The 25436-nt window shown below is 66.3% G+C and carries 25 protein-coding genes; 6 read left to right on the forward strand and 19 right to left on the reverse strand.

Annotated features, from left to right (window positions below):
• The first annotated feature begins 160 nt into the window (after positions 1 to 160).
• Together ACI2JH_RS03035 and ACI2JH_RS03040 are read left to right on the forward strand one after the other, a co-directional pair.
• Entirely contained in the window at positions 161 to 733 is a 573-nt protein-coding gene (locus ACI2JH_RS03035) for a DUF1190 domain-containing protein (RefSeq protein ID WP_319274208.1), read from the forward strand.
• A gap of 3 nt (positions 734 to 736) precedes the next feature.
• Positions 737 to 1915, forward strand: a complete 1179-nt coding sequence (locus tag ACI2JH_RS03040; RefSeq protein ID WP_404735400.1) for a glutathionylspermidine synthase family protein — start codon at positions 737 to 739, stop codon at positions 1913 to 1915.
• Positions 1916 to 2060: 145 nt separating this feature from the next.
• Here ACI2JH_RS03040 and ACI2JH_RS03045 read toward each other — a convergent pair whose 3' ends face one another.
• The 9 genes from ACI2JH_RS03045 to ACI2JH_RS03085 form a co-directional block, all read right to left on the reverse strand.
• Positions 2061 to 3359: a DUF58 domain-containing protein gene (locus ACI2JH_RS03045; protein WP_404735401.1), complete on the reverse strand. Its 1299-nt coding sequence runs from the start codon at positions 3357 to 3359 to the stop codon at positions 2061 to 2063.
• On the reverse strand, positions 3356 to 4369 hold the full coding sequence (locus ACI2JH_RS03050) for a MoxR family ATPase (RefSeq protein ID WP_225212042.1): 1014 nt from the start codon (positions 4367 to 4369) through the stop codon (positions 3356 to 3358). The genes ACI2JH_RS03045 and ACI2JH_RS03050 overlap by 4 nt, the downstream gene beginning before the upstream one ends.
• Positions 4366 to 5562, reverse strand: coding sequence for a DUF4350 domain-containing protein (locus tag ACI2JH_RS03055; protein ID WP_404735402.1), 1197 nt, complete (start codon positions 5560 to 5562; stop codon positions 4366 to 4368). Before ACI2JH_RS03055 ends, ACI2JH_RS03050 begins: the two co-directional genes overlap by 4 nt.
• Positions 5559 to 7190: a DUF4129 domain-containing protein gene (locus tag ACI2JH_RS03060; protein ID WP_404735403.1), complete on the reverse strand. Its 1632-nt coding sequence runs from the start codon at positions 7188 to 7190 to the stop codon at positions 5559 to 5561. Before ACI2JH_RS03060 ends, ACI2JH_RS03055 begins: the two co-directional genes overlap by 4 nt.
• A complete protein-coding gene (locus tag ACI2JH_RS03065; protein ID WP_349998705.1) occupies positions 7180 to 8178 on the reverse strand; it encodes a stage II sporulation protein M in 999 nt (332 codons plus the stop codon). The genes ACI2JH_RS03060 and ACI2JH_RS03065 overlap by 11 nt, the downstream gene beginning before the upstream one ends.
• The gene (locus tag ACI2JH_RS03070; RefSeq protein WP_404735404.1) at positions 8175 to 8867 is read right to left on the reverse strand and encodes an RDD family protein; all 693 of its coding nucleotides are present in this window, start codon (positions 8865 to 8867) and stop codon (positions 8175 to 8177) included. Before ACI2JH_RS03070 ends, ACI2JH_RS03065 begins: the two co-directional genes overlap by 4 nt.
• A 132-nt stretch (positions 8868 to 8999) precedes the next feature.
• Positions 9000 to 9530 carry a gamma carbonic anhydrase family protein gene (locus tag ACI2JH_RS03075; RefSeq protein ID WP_404735405.1) on the reverse strand — a complete coding sequence of 177 codons (531 nt, stop codon included), beginning with the start codon at positions 9528 to 9530 and terminating at the stop codon, positions 9000 to 9002.
• Between the two features lie 119 nt (positions 9531 to 9649).
• A complete protein-coding gene (gene mnmG / locus ACI2JH_RS03080; RefSeq protein WP_404735406.1) occupies positions 9650 to 11539 on the reverse strand; it encodes a tRNA uridine-5-carboxymethylaminomethyl(34) synthesis enzyme MnmG in 1890 nt (629 codons plus the stop codon).
• 541 nt (positions 11540 to 12080) lie between these two features.
• Complete coding sequence (locus ACI2JH_RS03085; RefSeq protein WP_101099346.1) at positions 12081 to 12626, reverse strand: hypothetical protein; 546 nt, start codon at positions 12624 to 12626, stop codon at positions 12081 to 12083.
• A 152-nt stretch (positions 12627 to 12778) separates the two neighbouring features.
• Between ACI2JH_RS03085 and ACI2JH_RS03090 the strand changes: the two genes are divergently transcribed.
• Both ACI2JH_RS03090 and ACI2JH_RS03095 read left to right on the forward strand, forming a co-directional pair.
• Positions 12779 to 13741 (forward strand): pyridoxal-phosphate dependent enzyme, encoded by a 963-nt coding sequence (locus ACI2JH_RS03090; RefSeq protein ID WP_404735407.1) that lies wholly within the window; start codon positions 12779 to 12781, stop codon positions 13739 to 13741.
• Positions 13738 to 14343: a YdcF family protein gene (locus ACI2JH_RS03095; protein ID WP_404735408.1), complete on the forward strand. Its 606-nt coding sequence runs from the start codon at positions 13738 to 13740 to the stop codon at positions 14341 to 14343. The genes ACI2JH_RS03090 and ACI2JH_RS03095 overlap by 4 nt, the downstream gene beginning before the upstream one ends.
• 127 nt (positions 14344 to 14470) lie before the next feature.
• Here ACI2JH_RS03095 and bioC read toward each other — a convergent pair whose 3' ends face one another.
• Genes bioC through ACI2JH_RS03115 form a run of 4 tightly spaced genes read right to left on the reverse strand, consistent with a single transcriptional unit; the run spans position 14471 to position 18241 of the window.
• On the reverse strand, positions 14471 to 15367 hold the full coding sequence (gene bioC, locus ACI2JH_RS03100; protein ID WP_404735409.1) for a malonyl-ACP O-methyltransferase BioC: 897 nt from the start codon (positions 15365 to 15367) through the stop codon (positions 14471 to 14473).
• Between the two features lie 28 nt (positions 15368 to 15395).
• Complete coding sequence (locus tag ACI2JH_RS03105; protein ID WP_404735410.1) at positions 15396 to 16178, reverse strand: SDR family oxidoreductase; 783 nt, start codon at positions 16176 to 16178, stop codon at positions 15396 to 15398.
• A gap of 39 nt (positions 16179 to 16217) precedes the next feature.
• Positions 16218 to 17018: a pimeloyl-ACP methyl ester esterase BioH gene (gene bioH / locus ACI2JH_RS03110; RefSeq protein WP_404735411.1), complete on the reverse strand. Its 801-nt coding sequence runs from the start codon at positions 17016 to 17018 to the stop codon at positions 16218 to 16220.
• An 8-nt stretch (positions 17019 to 17026) separates the two neighbouring features.
• Positions 17027 to 18241 carry an aminotransferase class I/II-fold pyridoxal phosphate-dependent enzyme gene (locus ACI2JH_RS03115; protein ID WP_404735412.1) on the reverse strand — a complete coding sequence of 405 codons (1215 nt, stop codon included), beginning with the start codon at positions 18239 to 18241 and terminating at the stop codon, positions 17027 to 17029.
• A gap of 204 nt (positions 18242 to 18445) precedes the next feature.
• On the opposite strand from ACI2JH_RS03115, the gene ACI2JH_RS03120 reads away from it, so the two are divergent.
• Positions 18446 to 19150 (forward strand): ComF family protein, encoded by a 705-nt coding sequence (locus ACI2JH_RS03120; RefSeq protein ID WP_404735413.1) that lies wholly within the window; start codon positions 18446 to 18448, stop codon positions 19148 to 19150.
• Positions 19151 to 19231: 81 nt separating this feature from the next.
• On the opposite strand, the gene ACI2JH_RS03125 is transcribed toward ACI2JH_RS03120, so the two are convergent.
• From ACI2JH_RS03125 to ACI2JH_RS03145, 5 genes are all read right to left on the reverse strand, one after another.
• A complete protein-coding gene (locus tag ACI2JH_RS03125) occupies positions 19232 to 19681 on the reverse strand; it encodes a PA2169 family four-helix-bundle protein (RefSeq protein WP_042613224.1) in 450 nt (149 codons plus the stop codon).
• A 192-nt stretch (positions 19682 to 19873) separates the two neighbouring features.
• Positions 19874 to 20149 carry a DNA-binding protein gene (locus tag ACI2JH_RS03130; RefSeq protein WP_404735414.1) on the reverse strand — a complete coding sequence of 92 codons (276 nt, stop codon included), beginning with the start codon at positions 20147 to 20149 and terminating at the stop codon, positions 19874 to 19876.
• The gene (locus ACI2JH_RS03135) at positions 20146 to 20367 is read right to left on the reverse strand and encodes a hypothetical protein (RefSeq protein WP_404735415.1); all 222 of its coding nucleotides are present in this window, start codon (positions 20365 to 20367) and stop codon (positions 20146 to 20148) included. The genes ACI2JH_RS03130 and ACI2JH_RS03135 overlap by 4 nt, the downstream gene beginning before the upstream one ends.
• A gap of 433 nt (positions 20368 to 20800) precedes the next feature.
• The gene (locus ACI2JH_RS03140) at positions 20801 to 21193 is read right to left on the reverse strand and encodes a hypothetical protein (RefSeq protein ID WP_404735416.1); all 393 of its coding nucleotides are present in this window, start codon (positions 21191 to 21193) and stop codon (positions 20801 to 20803) included.
• 457 nt (positions 21194 to 21650) lie between these two features.
• Positions 21651 to 22250, reverse strand: coding sequence for a hypothetical protein (locus ACI2JH_RS03145; protein WP_404735417.1), 600 nt, complete (start codon positions 22248 to 22250; stop codon positions 21651 to 21653).
• A gap of 819 nt (positions 22251 to 23069) precedes the next feature.
• Between ACI2JH_RS03145 and ACI2JH_RS03150 the strand changes: the two genes are divergently transcribed.
• Positions 23070 to 23318, forward strand: coding sequence for a hypothetical protein (locus tag ACI2JH_RS03150; protein ID WP_404735418.1), 249 nt, complete (start codon positions 23070 to 23072; stop codon positions 23316 to 23318).
• Between the two features lie 55 nt (positions 23319 to 23373).
• On the opposite strand, the gene ACI2JH_RS03155 is transcribed toward ACI2JH_RS03150, so the two are convergent.
• Positions 23374 to 25131 carry a hypothetical protein gene (locus tag ACI2JH_RS03155; RefSeq protein WP_404735419.1) on the reverse strand — a complete coding sequence of 586 codons (1758 nt, stop codon included), beginning with the start codon at positions 25129 to 25131 and terminating at the stop codon, positions 23374 to 23376.
• Between the last annotated feature and the right edge of the window lie 305 nt (positions 25132 to 25436).

Raw genomic sequence — 25436 nt, forward strand, 5'->3', positions numbered from 1 at the left:
CGTGGGTGTCTCCCGATGATGCCCAATTTTTCCGGTTGCGTTTGCAACCACCGGGCCGGCGCCGATCTGACCCGCCGTTCATCTTGCCTGCTTTGCCGACTTTGGTTGCCGGCGCTGATGCGGCATTATTGGCGGGTTGATCCGCATGAGGCATGAGGCCATGAAACGTTCCCGCACCACCGCGCTGCTGTTGATGAGCGCCGCACCGCTGCTGTTCACCGCCTGCCAGAAGGACGAACCGGTGCAGGTGCAGGAAGGGCTGTATACCTCCGTGCAGGCCTGTACCGAGGCCACCGGCGATCCCTCATCGTGCCGCAACGCCTTTGCCGAGGCGCAGCGGCAGTCTGCCGATGCCGCGCCGAAGTATGCCGACAAGGCGGCCTGCGAAGCCGATTACAAGCCGGAGCAGTGCGTGGAACAGCGCACCTCGGCAGGCACTTCGTTCATCGGTCCGATGATGATGGGCTTCTTCATGTCGCAGATGATGAACAGCGGACGTGCCGGCCTGGCCCAGCAGCCGGCCGCCGCCAGCCCCGCTTACCAGGACAAGAGCGCCGGCTGGGCGCGCGCGGCCCCCGGTGGCAGCGGCGGGCTGAACACGGCCAGCGGCATCGGCGCCGGCAAGGCCGGCCTGGCCCCGGTCAGCAACGTGCCGAACCGCGCCACCACCGCCAGCCGTGCCGGCTTCGGCAGCACCAGTGCGCGCCGTAGCGGCGGCAGCTTCGGCGGCTGATCGATGCAGCGTGTGCGCATTGCCGAGCGCGCCCAGTGGCGCGCTCGTGCCGAAGAAGCCGGCTTCCGCTTCCACACCATCGACGGCCAGCCGTACTGGGATGAAACGGCGTATTACGCCTTCACCCTGCGCCAGATCGAACAGGACATCGAAGACCCCAGCGCCGAACTGCACCAGATGGCGCTGGCATTGGTCGAGGAGGTCGTGGCGTCCGATGCGCTGATGGACAAGCTGGCGATCCCGGCGCATTACCGCGACTGGATCGCCGACAGCTGGCGCCAGCGCCAGCCGCACCTGTACGGCCGCCTGGACCTGGCCTATGACGGCAGCGGCCCGGCCAAGCTGTACGAACTGAACTACGACACCCCGACCTCGCTGTTCGAAGCCAGCTTCTTCCAGTGGCAGTGGCTGGAAGACCAGCGCAATGCCGGTCGCCTGCCGCAGCACGCCGACCAGTTCAACGCCCTGCATGAAGCCCTGGTGGAGCGTTTCGGTGAGCTCGCCGCCAAGCTGCCGCCGCCGCTGTTCTTCAGCGCCGTGGGCAGTTCGCAGGAAGACGTGGGCACGGTCGAATACCTGCGGGACTGCGCCGCGCAGGCCAACCTGCACGGCCAAGGCATCGCCATCGAAGATATCGGACTCTCCGAAGATGGCCGCTTCACCGCGATGGATGACACGGTGATCGGCACGCTGTTCAAGCTGTATCCGCTGGAAGACCTGATGGCCGAGGAATTCGGCCGCGCGCTGCCGGCTTCCGGCGTGCAGCTGCTGGAACCGGCATGGAAGGCGGTGCTGAGCAACAAGGGCATCCTGCCCTTGCTGTGGGAGCGTCATCGCGGACACCCGAACCTGCTGGAATCGCACTTCGACGACGGCCGCACGTTGGGCGCCGGCTGGGTCCGCAAGCCGTTGTTCTCACGCGAAGGCGCCAACATCGAAATGCACCTGGAGGATGGCAGCGTGCAGCGCAGCGACGGGCCCTACGATGGCCCGGCGATCCTGCAGAAGGCGCATCCGTTGACCCGTTTCGAAGGCGGTTATCCGCTGATCGGCAGCTGGGTGATCGGCGACCACGCCTGCGGGATCGGCATCCGCGAGGATGACAGCGCGATCACCCGTGACAGTGCGCGTTTCGTGCCGCACGCGATCATCGATGAAGCGCCGACGCAGATCTACGTCTGATCCAACGCGGTGACGACCAACGCTCGTCACCCACCAAGGCCGGGCTGGCATGACGCACCGGGCCGGGCAGGAATCCGGTAGCGCCGAGCCATGTCGGCGGGGGTGGCGTCGTACGCGATTGACGGCCAGCGGCCGTCACTACCGCTTACAACAGGCCGTCGCGCTTGACCGACAGGTAGCGCTCCACCAGCGCGCCGGGCAGGGCTTCGGCGGTGACATCCAGCACCATCACGCCATGGCTGCGCAACGCATCATGCGCCTGCGCACGCTGTTCCAGGTACATCGCCGCGGCACCGGCATGGGCGGCATCGGTGGTCTCGTCCACCGGTTGCAGCAGGGCCTGGTCCAGTACCTGTTCGCGCAGGCTGGCCACGCACACCAGGTGGCGCCGCTGCAGCAGCTTCACCGCCGCCAGCAGGTCTTCGATGTCCTCATCGCGCACGTTGGTCACCAGCATCACCAGCGCGCGCCGCCGCTGCAGCACCGACAGCCGGGTGGCGGCCGCCAGGTAGTCGGTCGCCACCGGTTGTGGCTGCAGGTCATGGCTGGCGCGCAGCAGGTCGTCGATGGTGCCCATGCCCCGCTTGGGGGCCACCCAGCGCGGCTCGCCACCAATGGCATGCAGGCCGACGCCGTCGCCCTGCCGCAGCGCCAGGTAAGACAGCACCAGCGCGGCGTTCAACACCTGGTCGAAGTGCGAAAGTCCGCCGTCGCTGGCCATCATCCGGCGGCCGGTATCGAGCATCAGCAGCATCTGCTGGTTCTTTTCGTCCTGGTACTCGCGCGATACCAGCCGGCGCGCGCGCGAGGTGGCTTTCCAGTCGATCTGGCGCAGGCTGTCACCGATGCGGTACTCGCGCATCTGGTGGAAATCGGTGCCTTCACCGCGCCGGCGCTTGAGGTGCGCGCCGACCATGCGCGAGGCCTGTTCGGCACTGAACAAGGCAAAGCGGGTCAGCGGCACGAAGTTCGGGAACACCCGCACATCGAGTGCAGGCGGCACGGTGCGCCGTTGCGTCCACAATCGCCACGGCGACTGCAGGCGAAGCTGCACGCCATCGAAGCGGAACGCGCCCCGCTGCGGCGGCTGCACGTGGTACGCCAGCGTGGTCGCAACGCCGTCACGCAGGCGCAGCCGTCGCGGCAGGCCTTCGCTGTGCCACCCACCGGGCACCAGATCAAACACCTCCAGCCGCACCGGTTGCTCGGCCTGCAGGCTCAGCTGCACCTCGCGGCGCACGTCCAGCGCCAGCGATTCCGGCATGTGCCGCTGCACGCGTGGCGAGGGCATCCGGCGCAGCCGCAGCAGGTCGGCCAGCCCGAGCAACAGCAGAATCGCCAGCAGCGCCCACCAGCCCCAGCGCGGCAGCCAGCCGGCCAGCACCGCACCACCCACGCCGGCCCAGGCCAGCAGCAGCCACAGCAGGGGCAGGGCAGGCCTCATCGGCGCGGCGCGTCCACCTTGGCCAGCAGGGCCGAAAGCACATCGTCGGCATCCTGGCCTTCGATCTGCAGCTCCGGTGCCAGCGCGATGCGATGGCGCAGTGCGGGGCGTGCGATATCGCGCACGTCGTCGGGGGTGACGAAATCGCGTCCGGACAACAGCGCCTGTGCACGCGCTGCACGCACCAGCGCGATGCTGCCGCGCGGCCCCGCGCCGAGTGCGATGCCCGGCCATTTCCGGGTGGCGGCGACGATCCGCACCGCGTAGTCGATCACTTCGGCGTCCACGGTGATGGCGGCCGTGGCCTGCTGCAGCGCGACCACTTCGCCGGCGCTGAGCACCCGCGGCACCCGCTGCAGGTCGAAGTCGCTGGCGCTGCGGCCAGTGGTGACTGCATCGACCATGCGCTTCTCTTCCTCCAGCGCCGGGTAATCGATGATGATCTTCAGCAGGAAGCGGTCCAACTGCGCTTCCGGCAGCGGGTAGGTGCCTTCCTGCTCCACCGGATTCTGCGTGGCCAGCGCCATGAAGGGCGGTGCCAGCGGGAAGGACTTGCCTTCGATGGTGACCTGGCCTTCCTGCATCACTTCCAGCAGCGCCGACTGGGTCTTGGCCGGCGCGCGGTTGATCTCATCGGCCAGCAGCAGGTTGGTGAACACCGGTCCGCGGCGGATCTTGAAGCTCTCGCTCTTGGGGTCGTACACCGCATGGCCGCTGACATCGCTTGGCATCAGGTCGGGGGTGAACTGCACCCGGCCGTGGTCCAGCTCCAGCGCCTGTGCCAGCGCGCGCACCAGCAGCGTCTTGCCCAGTCCGGGCACGCCTTCGATGAGCACGTGGCCACCGGCCAGCAGCGCGATCAGGATCTGGTCGAGCACGTCCTGTTGACCGATGAAGGCATGGCCGACCGCTTCGCGGATCGCGTCCACGCGTTCGACCAGGTCACCGGCAACCGGCGAAGGTCCACCCAGCGGTGGCGGGGTCGTAGGGGTGTTTTCCAGTTCGGTCATAGCAGGCGTCTCATCTGCAGCAGGAGGGCAATCCGCTCTTTCAGGGCGGTGAGGTCGTTGGCAGCGGGCGCGGCCAGCGCGGTGTGCACGCGACTGGCTGGCCATTGCAGCAGGGTGGCGATGGCATGTTCCTGGGCGGCGCCTTCCAGTGCGGCGGCGATCGGCGCGCGCGCCTGCAGCCGGCGCAGGAACAGCCCACGTACCGCGGCATGCAGACGCGGGCCCTGGCGCTGGCGCAGCAGCAGTTCGCCGCTGGCGCGCACGTGTTCCAGCAGCGACCGGCGTTCGGCCAGCGGCGAGGGCAGTTCACTGCCCAAGCGCTGCGAGCGCATCCACAGCCAGCCCAGCAGGGACAACAACAGCGGCAGCCAGACCGGCCAACCCTCGAAGAACATACGCGCCCACAGCGATGGCGGCCGGCTGGCGTACACCAGCCACATCGTGCCCTTGCCGTAGTTCGGCTGCAGCAGGTAGCGGGTCAGGTCGCGGTGCGGACGGTCGTGCAGGCCATCGACAGCGGCGGTCTGAATCCCGTTCGGGCGCAACGCGGCCGGCAGGAAGGAGTTGGTGTCGGTCTGACCCTTCATGAACTCCATGTCCGCCAGTACATCCACCACGCCGCGGCCGTGACCGATGCGGGCAAACACGTAGCCGTCTTCGTTGCCCCACTCGCGCTGCACGTTGGCGTAGGCCGCATCGCTGACGTCGAAACGGCGTCCGCTGCAGAACTCCCGGTGGCGGTCCTCGCCTTCCACCTGGAACGGCTGGCACGCACTGCCGAAGCCCAGGCTGCCCACACCCAACGCCTGCAGCAGGGCCGGTTCCTGACGCTTGTCATCCTCGCCGGTAGGCGGCGTGCGCACCAGCAGGTGGCCGCCGCGCTGGACCCAGGCCAGCAGTGCGGCCACTTCCGGTGCGGGCAGTTCGCCGCTGTCCTGCAGCAGCACCACGGTATCGCCGGCGGCCGGAGACATCGCTGCCATGTCCAGCCGCGCGCGTGCCTGCACCTGCAGGCCATCGGCGCGCAGCGCCTGGCCCAGCACGTACAACGGGTTGTAACTGGCCTCGCCCTGCGGCGGCAGCGTTTCGGTCCTGCTCACCTGCTCATGGGTACGCAGGAACCACACCACCAGCGGCACGCTGACCAGCACCGCCAGGCCGATCAACAACGGCCACAGCACGCGCGCCTTCATGCCGGCCACCGGTACTGCGCCTGCAGGCTGTCAGCCAGTGCCTGGAAGGCATCGCGCGAGGGCAGGCGGTTGCCGTAGGCGGCGTACTGCCACATGCGCACGATGGCGCCGAACAGTTCGCGGTCGCGCGCGTCGGGCATGCGGCGCGATGCACGCAGCACCTGCGCTTCGGTGGCGCCCGGCGGCACTACCACGCCGCTGCGGTCGACCACCGTCCCCACGCTGGCGCGGTACAACAGGGCCAGTGCCTGGCGCGGTAGCCCGCGATCCCACAATTGGCGCGCGCGGGTCGCCACGTCGGGCGGCACCACCTCAGGCGGGGTGATCAAATCTTCGATCAGCGCGCCGGGGGCGGCGGCCTTGCGCCGGCCGGATCCGCGCAGCCACGGCAGCCAGCCCCGCGCGGTCAGCAGCAGGATCAGCAGCAGCACCCCGAGCAGCAGCCACAGTCCCCATTCCATCGCCAGGGCGACCATCTTCGCGGCCGATCCCACCAGCTCTTTGGATTTCCCTGCGTCGGTTTCGCGCTTCAGCCGCTCGCGTTCCTTGCGCTCGGCTTCGTCCTCGGGTTCACGTGTTTTCCACTCCGTGACCTCCCGCGTGGGACTCTGCAGCGGGTCTTCATACGCGCGCTGCACGGCCTGGCGGAAGCCGGCGGTGTCGACCGGTGCATCACCGAAGATGCCAGCCGGCGTGTCGTCGGGATCGATCGGCGAAAGCGTCTCTTCTTCTGCTTCTGCCTCTTGTTCTTCTTCGGCTGACGCTGCCGCGTCGTCGGCCATGTCCTGCGGGGTGTCCTGCGCGTGCACCGGTGCGTATGCCCCCGGCAGCGAGAACAGCAGCACCAGCAGCAGCAACGGCGCGGCCTGCTGCAGGCGCTCGCGCAGGCGCCGGAAGCTGATTTCAACGTCCCACGCTTCCATCTGCGTGCGGCGGTTGAGATACAGGCCGAAGCCCGCCCCGACATGCAACGGCCCGATCACGCTGGCGACCAGCCAGAACACGCCATTCAATCCAAATTTCGCCCAGGCCGGGGTGTCCTGCCGCACCAGTTCCCACGCCGCGCGCCAGGAATCGCTCAACAGTTCCACCGGCACGAACAGGAAGATCGCCGACAGCGCGCCGATCACCAGCACCGCTTCGAAGCCCAGGCACAGCAGCGTGAGCAGCATCGACGGACCGGCCGCCGCGCTCAGCACCGCACGCCGGCGCAGGCTGCGCAGCGGCGCATCGGCGCCTTCCAGCAGGTTCACCGGCAGGCACACGTTGCGTACCGGGCTGAAGCGCCGCCAGCCAAGATAACCCCAGAACCCGCTGACGCCCCAGCCGCGCTGCGCGCGCAATGCCTGCCACGCGGTGACCGGTTCGCCGAATACATCGCGTGAGAGCACATACAGCACCACGCGATCAAACGCCGGCTTGCACCACCACAGCAGCAGCCATGCCCAGCCAAAGGCATCGCCGTGCCACCACGCCAGTGCATTGAACAGCACGAACAGCGGCGCACTGGCCAGCAACCAGGCGCCCCACGCCGCCCGCGGTTGGCGGCGTACCAGCGCCATGCCCAGTTCCATCGCCTCCCAACTGCTGCGTGCGCGCAGCGCTACGTTGAGCTGGTCAATCCGCATGCGCACCCCCGCGGCCACCGCGCCACAGCCACAGCAGGACCAGCGTCCACAGCACCGCAGCGACGCTGTACTTGCCCCAGGCCGGAACGCTGGCGATGGATGACCAGAATGCTTCGATGAAGGCCGCCACCAGCAGCATCGCAGCGATGCCCAGGCACAGCCGTGCGCCGATCCGTCCACCTTCCACCAGCGCATCCAGGCGGCGCTTGCGCCCGGGCGCCACCAGTCGCAGGCCGAGCTGCAGGCCTGCGCCGCCGGCGATCACGATCGCGGTGAGTTCGAAGGCACCATGGCCCACCACGAAGCGCCAGAACGGATCGCCGTGGCCGACGTGCTGCAGGTGCCCGGCCACCGTGCCGATGGTGATGCCGTTGAACAGCAGCACCAGCACCGTACCGACACCGGCCAGCAGGCCGCTGGCGAAGGTGCGCAGGCCGATGCTGATGTTGTTCATGATGTAGTAGCCGAACATCATCCAGTCGGTGCCACTGTCGCGGCCCAGGTTGGGTGATGACGGGTCGTACATGCGTTCCACCTGCGCCAGGCGTGCGTTGTCCATCAACAGGTGGACCAGGTCCGGCCGCAGTTGCACGGCCACGAAGCTGCCCACCAGCGGTACCGCGAACAAGGCCAGCGCCACCCACATCACCGTGGCCTGGCTGCGTACCAGCTGCGGGAAATCGGCGAGCAGGAACTCCAGCACACCGCGCCAGCGGAATGCCGGCGTGCGGTACAGCAGCGTGTGGCCGCGCTGCATCAACTGCTGCAGGTGCTCCACCAGCTGCGGGCTGTAGCCGCGCTGGCGGGCCAGCGCCAGCTGCTGGCACAGGCGCCGGTAGCGCTGCGGGAACTCCGCATCGGCGGGCAACGCAGGATCCACCGGCGCACGCGCGCGACGGCGGCGGCCCAGGTGCGCGCGCTGCTCCAGCCAGGCTTCCAGGGCCTGCCATTCGGGTTGGTAACGGCTGACGAACTGTTCCTGTTTCATCGCCGTCCCAGCAACCAGTTGGCCATGGCATACAGGCGCAGCACGCCGACCTGCCCGTTGGCTTGGGTCAGTGGGCTGGCGATGGCTGCCAGTTCCTGTTGGCGGGCCGGTGCCAGCAGCGGGGCGCGTTCGGCGAAGGCGATCACCGCCGATTGTTCCAGCGGTTGCAGCGCAACCGGCGGCGGCAGCGCGCTGTCGATGGTGGCGGCCGGCGCACGGATGCGCGCATCGCCGTGCACCACCAGCGTGCCGGCGACCAGATCGCCCAGCCGCCGTCCATTCGCATCGAACAGGCTGCTGAGCAGGCCCAGCGCGTAGCCAAACGGCAGCATGTCCACGGTGCGCAGCAGGTTGCGCGTGACCGATCCGCTCCAGCCCACCGGTGCCCCATCGCGGGCGATCACCCGCAGGCCCATCGCCCGCTTGCCCAGGGTCTGGCCCCAGATCGCTTCCTGCACGATGGTGTAGGCCCAGTAGAGCAGGAACATCAGCGCCAGGTGCAGCCCGCGCCCGAACTCATCCAGCAGTGCCAGCGGGAAGGCCAGCACGATCAGCACGGCCGCGCGGATCGCGAAATCAATCAGCCAGGCCAGCGCACGCGGCAGTGGGCCGGCGGCACGCAGCTGCAACGGCACGCCTTCGGGCGTGACCACTTCGCGGTAGGTATCCAGCATCGGCGTTGCGGTCATCTGTGCCGGATTCCTCTCCGGCAGGCGGCCACGGGCATGTGAGTCTCGACGTCATCCTGGGTCGGAGTCTGACTTTAGCAGGTTGCCGCGGTCACCGAGCCAACTGAAGTCGGCTCCAGTGGCAGGTGGGCCTCAGCCCAGGTACTCGTCCTTCAACCGCACGTAGTGGTCGGCCGAATAGTGCAGCGCTTCGATCTCGCTGTCCTTCAGCATGCGCGCCGGGCGGGCCGGGTTGCCTACCCACAGTTCGCCTTCACCGACCACCTTGCCCGGACCCACCACCGCGCCGGCGCCGACGAAGCCGTGCTTCTCCACCCGGGCCCCATCGAGGATGCAGGCGCCCATGCCGATCAGACTGTAATCGCCGATGCTGCAGGCATGGATGATGCAGCCGTGGCCGACAGTGACCCCTTCGCCGATCAGCGTGGGATAGCCGGCCTTGTTGAACGGGCTGTGGTGGCTGACATGGATGATGGTGCCGTCCTGCACGTTGGTGCGTGCACCGATGCGCACGAAGTTGACGTCACCGCGGATCACCGTGCCCGGCCACACCGAAGCATCCTCGCCGATTTCCACGTCGCCGATGATCGTGCAGGCAGGGTCTATGTAGGCACGCGCGCCGAGCACCGGCATCTTGTCGCGGAAGGGGCGTAGCGGGTTCATCGGGTTCTCCGGTACAGCGCCGAGCCCTGCCCGGCAGAAAAGGTAGCCGAGCCATGCTCGGCCATAAGGGTAGCGCCGAGCCATGCTCGGCGAGCGCAGCGGCCCGCAGGCCCGCCGCCTTACGCCACGCGCCCGCGGCGCGAACGCTCCAGGTGCACCAGCAGCAGCGAAATCGCCGCCGGGGTCATGCCGGGGATGCGCTGGGCCTGACCGATGGTCTGCGGCCGCACGCGTTCGAGTTTCTGCAGCGCTTCGGCCGACAACCCGCGCACGATCGCATAATCGAAGCCCTCGGTGATCGGGGTGGATTCGTGCCGTTGCTGGCGCTCGATCTCATCGCGCTGGCGGTCCAGGTAACCGGCGTACTTGACGCCGATCTCAACCTGCTCGGCCACCTTGGCATCGTCCACGCCCGGGCCCAGCGAGGGCACCTGCATCAGCTTGGCGTAGTCCAGTTCCGGGCGCTTGATCAGGTCCAGCACGTTGGTTTCCCGGCTCACCGCCACGCCCAGCACCTGTTCCACTTCGCGGCCCAGGGCATTGCCGGGCGTTGCCCAGAGCGCACGCAGCCGCGCACTTTCGGCGCCCACCGCCGCCTGCTTGGTCTCGAACGCCGCCCAGCGGCGGTCGTCCACCAGGCCCATCTCGCGGCCGATCGGGGTCAGGCGCTGGTCGGCGTTGTCTTCGCGCAACTGCAGCCGGTATTCGGCGCGGCTGGTGAACATGCGGTACGGCTCGGTGGTGCCGTGGGTGATCAGGTCATCCACCAGCACGCCGAGGTACGCTTCATCGCGGCGCGGGCACCAGCCGTCCAGCCCACGCACCTGGCGGGCGGCATTCAGCCCGGCCAACAGGCCCTGCGCGGCGGCTTCTTCATAGCCGGTGGTGCCGTTGATCTGGCCGGCGAAGAACAGCCCGCCCACGGTCTTGGTTTCCAGCGATGCCTTCAGCCCGCGCGGATCGAAGTAGTCGTATTCGATAGCGTAGCCGGGGCGGGTGATATGCGCGCTCTCGAAGCCGCGGATACTGCGCACCATCGCCAGCTGCACATCGAACGGCAACGAGGTCGAAATACCGTTGGGGTAGATCTCCACGATACCCAGGCCCTCCGGCTCGACGAAAATCTGGTGGCTTTCCTTCTCGGCGAAACGCACCACCTTGTCTTCGATGGACGGGCAGTAACGCGGGCCGATGCCCTCGATCTGGCCGCTGTACAGCGGCGAGCGATGCAACGACTCGCGGATGATGTCGTGGGTACGCGCGCTGGTATGGGTGATCCAGCAGCTGACCTGCGGCGGATGCTCATCCACCGAGCCGAGGAAGGACATCACCGGGCGCGGATCGTCGCCCGGCTGTTCGTCCATCACGCTGTAGTCCAGCGAACGGCCGTCGATGCGCGGCGGGGTGCCGGTCTTCAGCCTGTCCACCTGGAACGGGCGCTCGCGCAGGCGCGCGGCCAGCGTGGTGGCCGGCGGATCGCCCATGCGGCCGGCGGCGTACTGGGTGGGCCCGACGTGGATCTTGCCGGCCAGGAAGGTGCCGGCGGTCAGCACCACCGCTGCCGCATCGAAGCGCAGGCCGGTCTGGGTGAGCACGCCACGCACCTGGTCGCCCTCGATGACCAGGTCATCCACGGCGGCCTGGAACACGGTCAGGTTCGGCTGCGCTTCCACGATGGCGCGGATCGCCATGCGGTACAGGTTGCGGTCGGCCTGGCAGCGGGTAGCGCGCACCGCCGGCCCCTTGGACGCGTTCAAGGTGCGCCACTGGATGCCGGCGCGGTCGGCGGCGTGCGCCATCGCCCCGCCCAGCGCATCGATTTCCTTGACCAGATGGCCCTTGCCGATGCCGCCGATCGCCGGGTTGCAGCTCATCGCGCCCACGGTTTCGATGTTGTGGGTGAGCAGCAGGGTGCGCGCGCCACCGCGTGCCGCGGCGAGCGCCGCTTCGGTGCCGGCGTGGCCGCCGCCGATGACGATGACGTCGTAACGATGGAAGGAGTCGGTCATGGGGAAGGCAGGGGGTGGCCGCAGCCATCGGTTGGGCAGGCGCAGGCGCCTTGGAGGGTGGCGATTTTAACGCCAATCGGGGCCGGGGTCAGATTCCTTTCGTCCCCGCCGGACAGAAATCCGGGCAGATTCGTGAATCGACCCTAAAGTTGGCATGGAACCTGCAGATATATCCTTAGCACCCAGCGTGATCGGCGCCATTGGCGCTACGGACCGGAATTGGAACAGGGGCTGGTCCAGATGCACATTGGGGAAGCGTAGGGCCGGCAGTCGGGGGACTGTCCGGCCCTGTTTTTTCCGGAAGACCGGAGCAAGGCCGTTCCACCTGCAACAGACGCTGAAACAACAAGGCCCCGCTTGCGCGGGGCCTTGTCTTTTTAGGTGCCGACATCCGACAGGGCCGGAACAGGGGGGATCCAGATGTTCCTGGCGGATATCGACGTAGATCGTATGACCGGCTGCGTCGACTTTGTCACTTTTGGACGCGGCGGGTCAATCCGGGCCTACTTTGAACCTTCCCGGCGGAAGGTTCAAGAGCCGATCACCGCTCCTGCTGTCGTTCTGTGGCGCGGTTCAAATTTCGCCACGGCGAACCACTGGGACGCGGTGCCGACGCCGGGCGTGGCGGCGGTGACGGGCGTACCTGCTGCGGCTGGGGACGGCTCATGCCCTGGCCCTGCGGCGGACGCGACGGACGCGTGTTGGAATCCAGGTTGCGCCACGGCGATCCGCCGTTGTTGCCCGGCGGGCGGGTGTTCGGCGGACGCGGGCGGTCGGGCGGCGGACGATTGCCCGGCGGACGGTGGCCATGGTGCGGCGGACGATAATTGGGGTAGGGGCGATAGACCGGGTACCCATAGCCATAGCCGCCACCGTAATAGCCACGACCGTAGTAGCCGCTGCCGTAACCATAGGGGCTGCCGCCGTAACCGTAGGGATAACCCGCCGGGTAACGGTATTCCGTGGAAGGGGAGCCATGGTAGTAACCACTGCCGCCGCCACCACCGCCACTGCCGACATAGTCATACGTGGCGCAGCCGGACAAGGCCAGCAACAGGCCTCCGGCAACGATCAAGCGCATCTTCATGGTACGGCCCCCCAAGGGTAAGGTCTCCAGCTTAGCCTTTCGCATTGAATCGCCGATAAATTCACCCGCGCAAGCATGAATGGTTGGCAATCGGCCCGATGGGGTCCGCGACAGGCGCTGCGAGCGATTGGGGCATACGTTAATCTTTGCAGATGAACGAGGCGCCACCCCCCCCCGCCCACGCCGTACTTGAAGCCGCCGCGCGGATCGCCCCGCATGCGGCCGTGACGCCCGTGCTGCGCTCGCGGACGCTCAACGCGCTGGCCGGCGCGCAGTTGGCGTTCAAGGCCGAACACCTGCAGCGCAGCGGCGCGTTCAAGTTCCGTGGTGCCTGCAATGCGGTGTGGTCATTGCCGGCCGAGCAGGCGTCGGCCGGGGTGGTCACCCATTCGTCCGGCAACCACGGCGCCGCGCTGGCACTGGCCGCGCTCACCCGTGGCATTGCCTGCCACGTGGTGGTGCCCGAAGGCGCGGTGGCCGCCAAGCTGGCCAACATCGCCCGCCACGGCGCCACGCTGTGGCAGTGCGCGCCGACCATCGCCGCACGCGAAGCGATGTGCGCCCAGGTCCAGGCCGATACCGGCGCCACGCTGGTCCACCCGTATACCGACGCGGCGGTGATTGCCGGGCAGGGAACTGCCGCTCTGGAACTGCTGCAGGCCGAAGGGCCCTTTGACGTGCTGGTGGTACCGGTAGGCGGCGGTGGACTCGCCGCAGGCACGGCGCTGGCGCTGCAGCAGGTGTCCCCGCAGACCCGGCTGGTGCTGGCCGAACCGGCCGGTGCTGCCGATACCGCGCGCTCGTTGCAGGCCGGTGAGCGTCGCATCGACTTCGTGCCCGATACCGTCTGCGATGGACTGCGTGGCACGCTCGGGGCGCCCAACTTCCAGGTGCTGCAGGCGTCGGGCGCGGAGGTGATCGTGGTGGACGATGCCGCCACCGTGGCCGCCATGCGCCTGCTGTGGCAGGTGCTCAAGCAGACTGTGGAGCCGTCCTCGGCGATTGCCTTCGCTGCAGTACTGGCCCAGCCGCAACGCTTCGTCGGCCTGCGCGTGGGGCTGGTGCTGTCCGGCGGCAACGTGGACATCGACGCCTTGCCCTGGTCGGCCGCATGAGCCGCCACCGTGTCGGCCTGCTGGGCTGGATGTGGCGCCTGTTCGTGCTGGTGCTGGTGTGGCTGCTGGGCGTGACCGGCTGGATCATGTGGATCGGCGAGCGCGACCAGGCGGCCAAGGCCGATGCCATCATCGTGCTCGGTGCCGCCGCCTATGACGCCAAGCCGTCGCCGGTGTTCCAGGAGCGCATCCGCCACGGGCTTGACCTGTACGAAGCCGGCTATGCGCCGCTGCTGATCTTCACCGGCGGCTATGGCGGCAGTGGTGCGCGCTTTTCCGAATCGCAGGTGGCGCGGCGCTACGCGCTGAAGCAGGGCGTGCCGGCGAAGGCGATCCTGATCGAAACGCAGTCACGCAACACCGTGCAGAACCTGGTCGAAGCGAAGCGGCTGATGGACCAGCGCGACCTGCACCGGGTGATCATCGTCAGCGATCCGCTGCACATGGCACGCGCGCTGCGGCTGAGCCGGGCGATGGGCATCGATGCGCTGGCCTCGTCCACGCCGAGCACGCGCTTCCGCAGCTTCCACACCAGTTGGCGCTTCCTGGCGCAGGAAATTTATTTCTTCCACCGCGACCTGTTCGTGCAGGCCACGCGGTAGCCCGCCGTGGTAGCGCCGAGCCATGCTCGGCGTGCGCGGAGCGCGGCCGGTATCCGGCGGCGCGCAGTCCGGACGAAGAGCCGCCGAGCATGGCTCGGCGCTACCTCGAGCGCGGAGCGCGGCGGTTTCAACCCGGGCGGCGGCGGATCGGGATCGCCGACAGCGGCACCGCCGCGATGTCCTGGCCCTGTTCGCGGATCGGCGCGCCGGCCTGCGGTGCCCATGCATGGGCATAGATGACATCCCAGCTGCTGGGCAGCTTGCCGTCGGCGCGCCGCATCGGTTCATACGCCGCCGCGGCCGCCTTGAAACGGCCCGGCCCGGTCAGTGCGCGCCGCCGATCAAGCCGCGCGTTGGTCGCGCCCAGCGCGCGCAGTTCGGCCATCAGCGCCGGCAGATCGTCGTAGGTCAGGGTGAACAGATCGCGGTCCAGCACCGGGTCGCGGAAGCCGGCCATCATCAACGCATCGCCGAACTGGGCAATCGGCGCGAAGCGGCTCACGTGCGGTTGCTCGTCGGCGGCGTGGAAGGCTTCGGCCAGCTCGATCAGCGTCTCCGGCCCATAGGTGGAACACAGCAGCAGCCCGCCGGGCTTGAGCACGCGGCGGAAGCCGGCGAACACCGCCGGCAGGTCATCCACGTACTGCAGGCACAGATTGCTGAAGATCACATCCACGCTGTTGTCGGCCAGCGGCAACGCCGTCGCACTGGCGCACACCCGCTGGAAGGGCTTCCACCAGCCGGCCTGGCGCTTGGCCTGGGCGAGCATCGGTTCGGCCACGTCCAGTGCGATCACCTGCGCTTTCGGCCAGCGCTTCTTCATCAGCGCACTGGCATGCCCGGTGCCCGCACCGACATCCAGCACCACCTCCGGCACGCGGGCTTCCAGGTACTCCAGCGATTCCATCAGGCGCTGCTGCACCTCGCGCTGCAGCGCGGCGGCGGCATCGTAGGTGGTGGCAGCGCGGGAGAATGCGCGGCGCACGTGGCGGGGATCGGGGCGGGGGTCGGTGCGCTGGTTCATGCGGGTCTCGGTGGAGCAGGGTGCGGCCTCAGAACGTGCCCGGGTAGGCGCCGCCGTCGATGAGCAGGTTCTGTCCGGTCAGGTAGCCGGCCTGTGCACTGCACAGGAACGCGCAGGCTGCGCCGAACTCATCCGGCTGGCCAAAGCGCCCGGCGGGGATGTGGCGGCGTTTCTGCTCGGCGATGGCCTCTGCATCGGCATTCTGCTGCCTGGCCATGAAGGCGAAGTTGCCGCGCAGGCGGTCGGTGTCGAACTGGCCCGGCAGCAGATTGTTGATGGTGACATTGGCCGATACCGTGCGCCGCGCCAGCCCGGCGACGAAGCCGGTCAGCCCGGAACGCGCACCGTTCGACAAGGCCAGGATGTCGATCGGCGCCTTCACCGACGAAGAGGTGATGTTGACGATGCGGCCGAAACCGCGCGCGATCATGCCATCCACCGTGGCGCGGATCAGGGCGATCGGCGCGAGCATGTTGGCATCCAGCGCGGCGATCCAGTCCTCGCGTTCGAACTGGCGGAAGTCACCGGCCGGCGGGCCGCCGGCGTTGGTGACCAGGATGTCCACCTGCGGACAGGCGGCCAGCGCGATGGCGCGGCCGGCTTCGGTGGTGACATCGGCGGCCACCGCGACCACCTGGCCGGCACCGGGGAGGGCGCGCAGGGCATTGGCAGCCTGCTGCAGGGCCTGCTCGCCACGGGCGACGATGACCACGTTCACGCCCTCGGCCGCCAGCGCACGCGCGCAGCCCAGGCCGAGGCCCTTGCTTGCGCCGCACACCAAAGCCCAACGGCCGGCGATTCCCAGATCCATGTCAGTCCACCTTCTGTTGCGGACGGCGGTTGGCCGTCACTACTGCATTGTGGGTTGACGGCCAACCGCCGTCACTACCTGCGCCGTGATGAAGTGTTGCAGCTGCGCGGCAACCTCGTCGGCCTGCCCCAGGAACGGCGCATGGCCACCGTGGGCGATGGTCTGCGCCTTCGCTGCACCGGCCGGGCACACTGCGGCGGCGGCATGCGCTGCGGCCGGTGGCACCAGTCGGTCGCGGTGGCCGGGCAACCACAGGCTGGGCGTGCGCAGCGACGGCAACACACCGCGCAGGTCGGCCGACTGCAGCAGCCGCGCGCCTTCTTCCAGCACGCGCGGCGCCGGTGCACCCGCGTCCACCAGGCGCTGGCGCAGGCCACGCAGGTCGGCGCGTGCCGGGTCTGTGTTCATCAGGTCCAGTGCAAGGAAGCGATCCACCGTGGCCGGGAAATCGACGGCCAGGTCATTCGCGAACTGCGCGAACACCGGTGCCGGCACTGCATGCGGCCAGCTTTCCTCACGCACGAAGCGTGGCGAGGAGGCCAGCATCACCAGCCCCTGCACCTGCGGCCGGGTCGCGGCGGCATGCAGCGCGAACAGGCCGCCCAGCGACCACCCGCACCACACCGCCGGCGGCGTGGCCGCGGCAATGGCAGCCACCACGGATTCGCATTCCAGCGGCGTGGCATCTTCGCGGCTGCGGCCATGTCCGGGCAGGTCCACCACGTGCAGGGTGAACTGACCGGAAAGGCGTTCCACCAGCGGCGCGAAGACGTCGCCCTGCAGGGCCCAGCCATGGATCAGGACCAGCGCTGGGCCGCTGCCACTGACGGCGATATGCATGCGCAGGGTCAGGCCAGCGCGGCGGCCGGCAGCAGCGTGCCGGCGTGCAGGCCGTCGCGTGCGCGCGCGATCGCATCCACCAGGGCCTGCACCTGCGCAGGCACGTGCAACGCCGACAGGCTGACGCGCAGGCGCGCCGCGCCATCGCCGGTAAGGCTGGCCGGCACCGTGCCGACCCACATGCCGGCCTGCTGCAGGTTCTGCGCCAGCGCGATGGCCTGTTGATCGGTGGCGAAGGACAGCGACTGGATCGGCGTTTCGGCAGCCATCAGGCCCAGGCCGTGGCCACGCGCGGCGCGGCGGAACACACCGACCAGTTCAACCAGTTTCTCGCGGCGCCAGTCATCGCGGCGCGCCAGCCGCATTGCCTCCAGCGATGCGGCGGTCAATGCGGGCGAGAGGGCAGGGGAATACAGATAGGGCCGCGCGGTGGCGGCCAGATGCTCCAGCAGTGCGGCGTCACCGACCACCAACGCACCGGAGCCACCGAGTGCGGCATCCAGCGCGAATACCTGCAGCGGGACATCGGCGGTGCCCAGCCCGGCGGCCGACACGCTGCCACGGCCGCCCTCGCCGAGCACGCCGATGCCATGCGTATCGTCCACGCACAGCAGCGCCTCCTGCATGCGCGCAACCAGCGACAACGAGCGCAGCGGCGCACTATCGCCATCGATGCAGAACACCGCATCGGTGGCCAGCATCGCCGCGCCTTCGGCGGCGTGCTTGAGCTGGCGCATCGCGCCTTCGGCATCCAGGTGCGGGTAACGGCGCAGGCGCGCACCGGCCAGTGCGGTGGCATCGAGCAGGCTGGGATGGTTGAGCTGGTCCTGCGCGCAGACATCGCCGTCTTCGCACAGCAGCACCTGCTGCACGGCCAGGTTGGCCAGGTAGGCACTGCTGAACAACAGGGCACGCGGATGGCCCAGCCACTCAGCGGCTTCGATTTCCAGCGCCTGGTGCAGCGCATGGCGGCCACCGGCGGCTGGCGCGGCGCCGCCGTTGACGCCTTCGCGCGCGACTGCATCCTGCAGCGCATTGACCACGCCGAACTGCTGCGCCAGGCCGAGATAATCGCTGCCGCGGAAGCTGGTCAGCGCGTGGCCATCAACCTCGACGCGGACGCCATCGCGACGGCCCACGGCCTGCACCGGCGCGCCCGAATGCAGGCTGTCCACGCTGGCGCGCAGGGTCTGGATTCGCTCGAACAGATCAGGACGGGCCATCGGGCGCACTACGGATGAACGGGCCGATAGCGTAACAAACCCACCGCCAGCCGGGCCGTGAGGCCCCCCCACCGCCGGTCGGTAGTGACGACCGCTGGTCGTCAGAACGGTTCGGTGGGTGACGACCGTTGGTCGTCACAGGCGGGGCATAGCCCCGCTGCACTCCGCGCCCTCTCCCGATACCAGACACCCCCCACCAACCGCATGCTCATCCCCACCATGCCGCTGCCCACCACCCTCCGCACCCTCGCCAATTCCCTGCTGGGCAGCCTGCTCCCCCCGGTCTGCCAGATCTGCGCCGACCCAGGCGAACGCGGCCACGAACTCTGCGGTGCCTGCAGCCTGACCCTCCCCTGGCACAGCGACGGCTGCGCGCGCTGCGCACTTCCGTTGCACGAAGACGCGGACGAGCTCTGCTTCCACTGCGAAGAATCCGCGCCACCGCTGGATGCCTGCTGGGCCAGCCTGCGCTACGAAGACCCCGTGTCCGGCCTGCTGCTCCGCTACAAATTCCATTCAGACCTGGCCGCAGGGCGGTTGTTGGCGCAGTTGATGGCCCTCAATCCACCGCCGTGGCCGCTCGCGCCGCTGGTCGCCGTGCCGCTCCATCCCCGCCGGCTGCGTCAACGCGGCTACGACCAGGCTGCAGAGTTGGCCCGCCTGATCGGCGCGCCGCGCTGGAAAGGACTGCGCCGGATACGCGCCACCGCACCGCAGTCCGAGCGCAACGCCGATGCGCGCAGGCACAATCTGGATGGCGCGTTCGCCGTAGTAGGGGAGGTCCCGCAGGCGGTGGTGCTGGTGGACGACGTGATGACCACGGGCAGCACGCTGCATGCGTGTGCGGAGACGTTGCGGAAAGCAGGGTGCAAAGAGGTGAACGCGTGGGTTTGTGCGCGGGTGCCGTGATGGGGCATCACTTCATGGCGCCCACGAAAAAGCCGACGCTGCCAGGCAGCGTCGGCTTTTAGAAAGATGCAGCGTGAGGTCTTACGACTTCATTGCATGCTTGCGGGCGCGCATGACCGCATGGGTCTCCTGCACTTCCGGCAGCAGGCGGGTGACTTCCGTGCGCACCGGGGCCGGCACGTCGTTGTCGGTCAGCACGTCCTTGAAGGCCTTCAGCAGGCGATCTTCGGACTCTTCCAGTTCGGCGACATAGCCGTACTCGGTGTCGCCCAGGGTGGCGCGGATGTTGCCGTACATCTTCTGCACCGAACCGACGAAGGTGCCGTGCTCTGCCGGCTCACCACCGGTCGCGGCGACAGTCGCGCTGAGCGAGGTGACGATGTCGGCCTTGCTGCCGGCGATGCGAGTGAACAGGGCAGCAAGTTCGGCGTCCTTCACCTTGGTGGCGGCTTCGCTGTAGAACTTCTGACCATCACGGGCGATCTCAATCAGGTCATTGAGGCTGTGTTCGATCTTGGACTGGGTGCTCATGGATAGTGCTCCGTGTGAGTGGTCGAATGGAACGGCGGGAGTGATGCCGTGCCGTTGGAGACCACCTTGGACAGGAGCGAGTCCACTGCAGGTGAGCACCGTTTGATGCGCCCGTCATGTGGCCCAACGGGGGCTGACGCTGCCGGTATGAAGCCCTTGAATGGCCACTTGGGCGGGCTCAGGCGGAGGCCTCTACCGCAGCTGGATTCCCAGTGCACGCATGACGCCCAGCACGCTGTCGAAGTACAACGGACGCGTGCCGTTCAAGTGCCGTCGCATGGACTCGCTGCTGAGGCCGCACTGCTGCGCGACATGACTCATGCCGTGCAACTCGGCTGCCAGCAGCAACGAGCGCGCAAACGTGCTCTCATCGTAGTGGGCCATGTGCAGACGGCCGTCCAGGTACTCGGCCATCTCGGCTGCGCGGCGGTTCGCCAGATGCGCCTTTGCCTGCTCATAGGGCGTCATTCCTGACTCCCCGTGTCCTGCCGGGCGTCGCGTCCGTTGTCAGGGGCAGCTTGCAGGTGCAGGACGACGTGGGCGCTCGTCAGGGAGGTTTCGAACTCTTCCAGACGTCGCTCAAGACGTTCGATGAAGTGGGGCGGGAAGTCGTGCGTCTTGTCGCCCATCAGCGCGTACAGGCGTTTGGCGCTCCGGGGATGTTGCGATTCAGTCGGCGTATCCATGAAGAACCTCACAAGGCTTGAGGCCACCTGCGCCGAAGCGTCAGGTGGCGGGCGATGCGGGTTCGCATACCGGTTGAAGACGGTCAAAAATCCGGCGGATCAGGGATCCCCCGCATCGCCCGCCGTATGAACGGTGCGCGATGCAGTGCATTCTCCGCCGTGCCCAGAGGGCAAAACAGAGCCAAATACCGCCTTCAAATCAGGATGCGAATCCCGGCTGGCGATCTACGTCGCCAGCAGGTTCATCCCATCAGTCGGGTGCCTTTGCGTACATGGGCAAAGTTGCAGTTGTGGGTGCGGCATAGGGCCGGCACGTCGCATGGACGGCGGCGCAGGGCATCAGTCAAAGGCGACGTGCCCAAGGAGGGGGCTGTAATGCGGAATGCGCCGCCGGTTCAAGGCAAGCCCCCGCATGACGCGGGGGCCGCCGGGCTCAATCGCGGTCGAGCTTGAGCTCCAGACCATCTGCCGTGTTGCGTACCACAATCACATCGAAATCGCGGTTGCCATTGACGGCCTTGATCTCGACTTCGTCGGTGTCGTCGGTCTTGATGCTGTAGACGCCCGCACCGAACTCCTTGGAGAGCGCATTGGAGATCAGCACCGCGGCCGCTTCGTGATTGGTGGCGGCCGGGATGGCGATGGCGACATTGGTGGCTTCACCTGCTTGCGGCGTCACCGCGAGGGTGACCTCGCCATCGATCTTGGATCGGCCCTTCAGTTCGACGTTCCACTTGTTCGACGGCGCAGCGAATGCGGGGACCGCCATGGCGAAGGCGACAGCTACGGCCAGGGACCGGGCAAGCGGGGTACGCAGGATGTTCATCGATGCCACTCCTCTGCAGGCGGGCAGGTGCCCGTGGGAGGCCGATGCTGTCGCAGGGGAGTTGGAGGGGGTGTGAAGCGTGGCTGCCGTGGCTGAACACGCCTTCAGGGGGCCTGCTCGCGGCGTCGGGGCCGTGGGCCTGGGACGCGGGGGGTGAAGCGAAGAGATGGTGCGCCCGGAGGGATTCGCATATACGACGGAAGTCATTGATGTAAAAGGGATCCGGGTAGTGGGCTCAGGAAACCTACCGCCATAGTTACCGTCGAGTAACGCTGGCCTAACCAACGACCTGTCGTACAAAATCATTAGCGGCGAAGAGAGTCCTGACCGCCCACCAGGGCAGACACGAAGGTGCACAGGACGCTGAGGGCCCAAAGTAATGCTCCGCCGATGATAGACAGCAGCAGGAAGCCAATCACAGTGAAGATGACGAAACCCACGGACGTAGGCCAGCTCCCTATTCGTCCTTGTTGCCCCACTTGCGCCAATTGGATCCACTCGATGACGTAGTTGGAGAGACCGTAGGCGCAGGGGTCGCTAGCGGTTGCGGAGACGCCGGCGCTTCTATCGGTGCCGGACTGGTCTGCACTTCAGGCGTAGGCGACGGTGCTGGCATGTTCACCGCCTTGTCGGGCACGAAGATGGCGATGGCACGGCCCACCTTGCTGAATTGCGCAGCCGAATAGCCCACGCCAGTTGCTGACGCCGAATTGCCATAAGCGGTCGCGTTCGCATAGCCGCTGTTGACCGAGCCGGTGTACCGGGTATCGATGCCCTGCAAGAGGATGCCATTGGCACCCAGCTCAGCAGCCTCGTCTTTCAAACGGTTCATAACTTTGTTCATCCGGCTCTGGGCCGAGAACCCATTGGCGCCTAGGTCCGATGCTTCGAGCAGCGCTACGGTTTCATAGTCTGCAGGTGCATCGAGGTAGACCTTAACCAGTTCCACCGCTATGGGGGGTCTAGCGCTTCCCACCAAAACCGAGGAAGAAGCACAGGCGACTAGCATCGTTGTCGCCAACGCAAGAGCCAACATCCGAGCCTTTTCAAAATTCATTTAAGTCCCTTTACGTTGATTGTTCCGGGGCAGTCTACTGCTAAACAGCCCCTGAATCTCTCCCAGTACGAGAGGTGTGTGAGGTCCATTTTCTGGAGGTCTTGGTCGCTCCGATAGCTGCCCAAGGCGTCAACGCTGCCCACTCGACCGAATCCCACTTTTGGTGCGCGTAGCGCCCATTGCGAAATGGGAGCAGGGGGTTACACCCGCCGCGCGCAGTTGTCTCCCCACCACGCCTGCGGGCTTTGTAGTGTGCTTTTTCTGCGCCACCTGCACCCGGCCACGGGCAGGCGTGGCAACGCATTCGAGGTGATCGAGATCTGGGCTGTCTACCTGCGAAACCCTGCGCCAAAGGGGGGCAAAACTGCGTGTTGCAAAGGGGGTGCAGTCGGGTGGCCAGGATAGAGCTGAGGCAGCGAGGAAAGCCGGCGTCCAAGACCGTCCAACAAGCAACTTCTCACCTATAGGATGTTTAGGGAACGCCATGTAATGATGATTGGCAACCGATTTTTGGTAACAAGTCATCGTTGCACTAATACTGGCCGCTCGCGGCTGAATCCCTTGGACTCCAACGCCTTGCGCTCGTCGCTAACTTTGCAGAGCTGTATTGTTTTTCCTGACATGCCGAAATCACAGGTAACAGTGGTAACAGCGGTAACACACGCGATTGTATTTATATAAATCAATAGATTACTGCTATTTCAGGAGCGGCGGACCGGTGGTAACAGGCGGTAACAGTGGTAACCCCCGCGAGCCTGTAGAACTGCGGCTAGAAAGACGGCATAACGCTGAGCCCCATCGATCAGTGAGATAGCGGCAATGGACAAGCTCAGCGGTATCAATAGCGTCATCCCCGACGACATGCTGACTGCCCTGCGGGTTCAGCCCCAGCTACACGGAATCGTGGCGCAGAACTCCAGCAGCCTTGGCGATATCGGCAAGGCCCCGCAGGTCTGGGCGGCCTTGAAGCTTGCCCCGCTACAGGCACACATGACCGCCATCAACGAGTGGCGGGACATGGACGTGATCTGCTTCAATCCGTTCACGGCGGCGACGACCGGCACATGAGGAACCTGCGTTACCGCTGCTTGAGTACTAAGCCTGCCCGGGGGCTGAAGTTCAGCTAGAACCAGGGGCGATCTGGTATCTGTCGACGGTTGTTCGCTGGAGAGAACGTCGGTGGCCGCGTCGTCTTGCGGTGGCTTTCCGGATCTCCACGGGGCGCCGGCTCGACCTGAAAGAGTTTGAAGGTCGGCTTTGCTTGGAAGGCACTGACCGAAAACTCTTTTGATATTGAGCGCTTCTGCTTGTTGTAGGTGACCCCGTCAGGGAAGCCTGCCGTTGCTAGAGATGGATGATATTTGTGCAGCCACGCGAACCTTCTTCTTGTCCAGCGCGTTACGATCCTGGCAAGCGCGTCTTGCGGGCTGCTCTTGGCTGAAGCGGACGGAATGCGTCTATCACCCACTAGTCCGAGGTTAACGCATAGCCCGAGCATCTGCGCCCCAACGTAATTCGGACTGTAGTCTAGTTCGCGTATTGATATCCATATCATTCGAACTAAGCGCTCCCTAACTTCATGCATTACCTCATCGCCAGGGCCGGAAGTGAAGGAGTCAAATATTCCGCTCCACGCGATGTTGTGCTGTACGTGCCAGGCTGTCTCTATCGGGGTTCGTACGCGAGAGGAGGCAAGAAGAATTTTGTATGCTACTTCTGCGATCTGCTGTATCGGGTTGAGATGCTGCGCAAGTCCAGACCAATCACTTGCAGATATTTTTGTCTGACCAAGGCTCTTGCAAGTTTGCTGGATGAAGTTGATTAGCGCCCGCAACGTCAGGACAGCATCAGTGTTTCGTTCCAGCCCCGCAGGTTGACCTATGCCTAGCATGGCTGGCGCATCCCGTAGCTCATTGAAGATGTCCTGCAACGTCGGTGAATGCCTGAAACGATTGGGCAGTACGTGTTCTGCGTAGCTCCTCACCACCTGGGATGCCGCCCGAAGATAGGCTTGCCAATGCGTGTTCTTCCAATTGAGCGTGCTGCCAGTTCGGAAGACACCTTGCATGCAGTCCAACAGCTCGGTATTGCCAAAAATTAGCGTCGTGATTGGTTGGCTTGCCGCCGCCGGGCCAAGTTGCCAGTCAGCGATTTCATGGTAGAGGAATGAGGACTCCTCTGTGATCGCAGCGCTCAGCACATTGCAGACTAAAGTGTAGGTTCCGCGACTTTCATGCGGACTCCTTTGCAGTTCCTCGAAGATGGAATCAAGCAGAGCAGGAGCGCTTGACACGATTACGCTGCAGACTCGTGGATCTGCTAATAGTTCTAATGCGCGAGCGCCAGCGTCGAAACGTTTGGCTAGCACACGGTCATGTCTATTCTTCTGATACTGCTGTGACATCTGAACTATCGCAGGCGCGGACCTAGCAACGGCGTCAGCCATTTGGGCGATTCTGGATCGATCTCCCTGCTTCACCTCTTTATAGATGATCTCGATGAAGCGCTCGGCGTTGCGTCGGTTAAAGATAGGTGGGACAAGAAATGCCGTGCTCGTCCAGAACAGGAACATTGCCAGAAAGCATGCGCCAAGGATGGCCTGCCACATGGCGGGCGTGAGAAATCCAATCTCAGGAACCAACCATCCGGATGCGCGCCATAGGTCAGTCAGGATTGTCAGCGCTCCGATGCCCGCGACTGAGTAGAACGCCAAGCGTCTTACATCGACGCTGGAGGTGTGCACGTGGAAGCGATAGCGATAGTCGACGGTCGTCCATGCCAGAACGATCAATGCGAGCGCAGCGATGTACTCAGCGAACCCGAAGATCTTTGGGCCATTGGGGTCAAGTGGGAAGAAGCAGAGCTTGCCTATGCAGTTCATATGTCCCCCGTTGGAGTCAGATCATAGCTGAACAGGCCGTCGGTTCGTCGCGTCGGCAAACTCTCGTTTGGATAGCGGGGCGCGCAATGGCCCACCCCGCTTAATGCACCTCTCTCTCCGTTCCCCTTCGAGGTGCCGAGGCTTGGCCTGACATGGTCCGTTGCGCCCCTTTAAGACTCGTGACGGCCCTACGGTCCCTGCGCGGAGACTACTTCCTGAGAGTGCCACAGCGTGCCCACCGGGGCGACTGCGCAGGGGGCATTTCTGGATGTGCTCATGGGAAACAGCTTGCTGGGTAACGCCTG

Origin of the sequence: Stenotrophomonas sp. NPDC078853, from assembly GCF_044901215.1 — a bacterium.
GTDB classification, from domain to species: Bacteria; Pseudomonadota; Gammaproteobacteria; order Xanthomonadales; family Xanthomonadaceae; genus Stenotrophomonas; species Stenotrophomonas lacuserhaii.

What these genes read in the sequence shown, in the direction of transcription:
- ACI2JH_RS03035 (WP_319274208.1), top strand. Translation starts at nt 161, where the DNA reads ATGAAACGTTCCCGCACCACCGCGCTGCTGTTGATGAGCGCCGCACCG.
- ACI2JH_RS03040 (WP_404735400.1), top strand. Translation starts at nt 737, where the DNA reads ATGCAGCGTGTGCGCATTGCCGAGCGCGCCCAGTGGCGCGCTCGTGCC.
- ACI2JH_RS03045 (WP_404735401.1), bottom strand. Translation starts at nt 3,359, where the DNA reads ATGAGGCCTGCCCTGCCCCTGCTGTGGCTGCTGCTGGCCTGGGCCGGC.
- ACI2JH_RS03050 (WP_225212042.1), bottom strand. Translation starts at nt 4,369, where the DNA reads ATGACCGAACTGGAAAACACCCCTACGACCCCGCCACCGCTGGGTGGA.
- ACI2JH_RS03055 (WP_404735402.1), bottom strand. Translation starts at nt 5,562, where the DNA reads ATGAAGGCGCGCGTGCTGTGGCCGTTGTTGATCGGCCTGGCGGTGCTG.
- ACI2JH_RS03060 (WP_404735403.1), bottom strand. Translation starts at nt 7,190, where the DNA reads ATGCGGATTGACCAGCTCAACGTAGCGCTGCGCGCACGCAGCAGTTGG.
- ACI2JH_RS03065 (WP_349998705.1), bottom strand. Translation starts at nt 8,178, where the DNA reads ATGAAACAGGAACAGTTCGTCAGCCGTTACCAACCCGAATGGCAGGCC.
- ACI2JH_RS03070 (WP_404735404.1), bottom strand. Translation starts at nt 8,867, where the DNA reads ATGACCGCAACGCCGATGCTGGATACCTACCGCGAAGTGGTCACGCCC.
- ACI2JH_RS03075 (WP_404735405.1), bottom strand. Translation starts at nt 9,530, where the DNA reads ATGAACCCGCTACGCCCCTTCCGCGACAAGATGCCGGTGCTCGGCGCG.
- mnmG (WP_404735406.1), bottom strand. Translation starts at nt 11,539, where the DNA reads ATGACCGACTCCTTCCATCGTTACGACGTCATCGTCATCGGCGGCGGC.
- ACI2JH_RS03085 (WP_101099346.1), bottom strand. Translation starts at nt 12,626, where the DNA reads ATGAAGATGCGCTTGATCGTTGCCGGAGGCCTGTTGCTGGCCTTGTCC.
- ACI2JH_RS03090 (WP_404735407.1), top strand. Translation starts at nt 12,779, where the DNA reads ATGAACGAGGCGCCACCCCCCCCCGCCCACGCCGTACTTGAAGCCGCC.
- ACI2JH_RS03095 (WP_404735408.1), top strand. Translation starts at nt 13,738, where the DNA reads ATGAGCCGCCACCGTGTCGGCCTGCTGGGCTGGATGTGGCGCCTGTTC.
- bioC (WP_404735409.1), bottom strand. Translation starts at nt 15,367, where the DNA reads ATGAACCAGCGCACCGACCCCCGCCCCGATCCCCGCCACGTGCGCCGC.
- ACI2JH_RS03105 (WP_404735410.1), bottom strand. Translation starts at nt 16,178, where the DNA reads ATGGATCTGGGAATCGCCGGCCGTTGGGCTTTGGTGTGCGGCGCAAGC.
- bioH (WP_404735411.1), bottom strand. Translation starts at nt 17,018, where the DNA reads ATGCATATCGCCGTCAGTGGCAGCGGCCCAGCGCTGGTCCTGATCCAT.
- ACI2JH_RS03115 (WP_404735412.1), bottom strand. Translation starts at nt 18,241, where the DNA reads ATGGCCCGTCCTGATCTGTTCGAGCGAATCCAGACCCTGCGCGCCAGC.
- ACI2JH_RS03120 (WP_404735413.1), top strand. Translation starts at nt 18,446, where the DNA reads ATGCTCATCCCCACCATGCCGCTGCCCACCACCCTCCGCACCCTCGCC.
- ACI2JH_RS03125 (WP_042613224.1), bottom strand. Translation starts at nt 19,681, where the DNA reads ATGAGCACCCAGTCCAAGATCGAACACAGCCTCAATGACCTGATTGAG.
- ACI2JH_RS03130 (WP_404735414.1), bottom strand. Translation starts at nt 20,149, where the DNA reads ATGACGCCCTATGAGCAGGCAAAGGCGCATCTGGCGAACCGCCGCGCA.
- ACI2JH_RS03135 (WP_404735415.1), bottom strand. Translation starts at nt 20,367, where the DNA reads ATGGATACGCCGACTGAATCGCAACATCCCCGGAGCGCCAAACGCCTG.
- ACI2JH_RS03140 (WP_404735416.1), bottom strand. Translation starts at nt 21,193, where the DNA reads ATGAACATCCTGCGTACCCCGCTTGCCCGGTCCCTGGCCGTAGCTGTC.
- ACI2JH_RS03145 (WP_404735417.1), bottom strand. Translation starts at nt 22,250, where the DNA reads ATGAATTTTGAAAAGGCTCGGATGTTGGCTCTTGCGTTGGCGACAACG.
- ACI2JH_RS03150 (WP_404735418.1), top strand. Translation starts at nt 23,070, where the DNA reads ATGGACAAGCTCAGCGGTATCAATAGCGTCATCCCCGACGACATGCTG.
- ACI2JH_RS03155 (WP_404735419.1), bottom strand. Translation starts at nt 25,131, where the DNA reads ATGAACTGCATAGGCAAGCTCTGCTTCTTCCCACTTGACCCCAATGGC.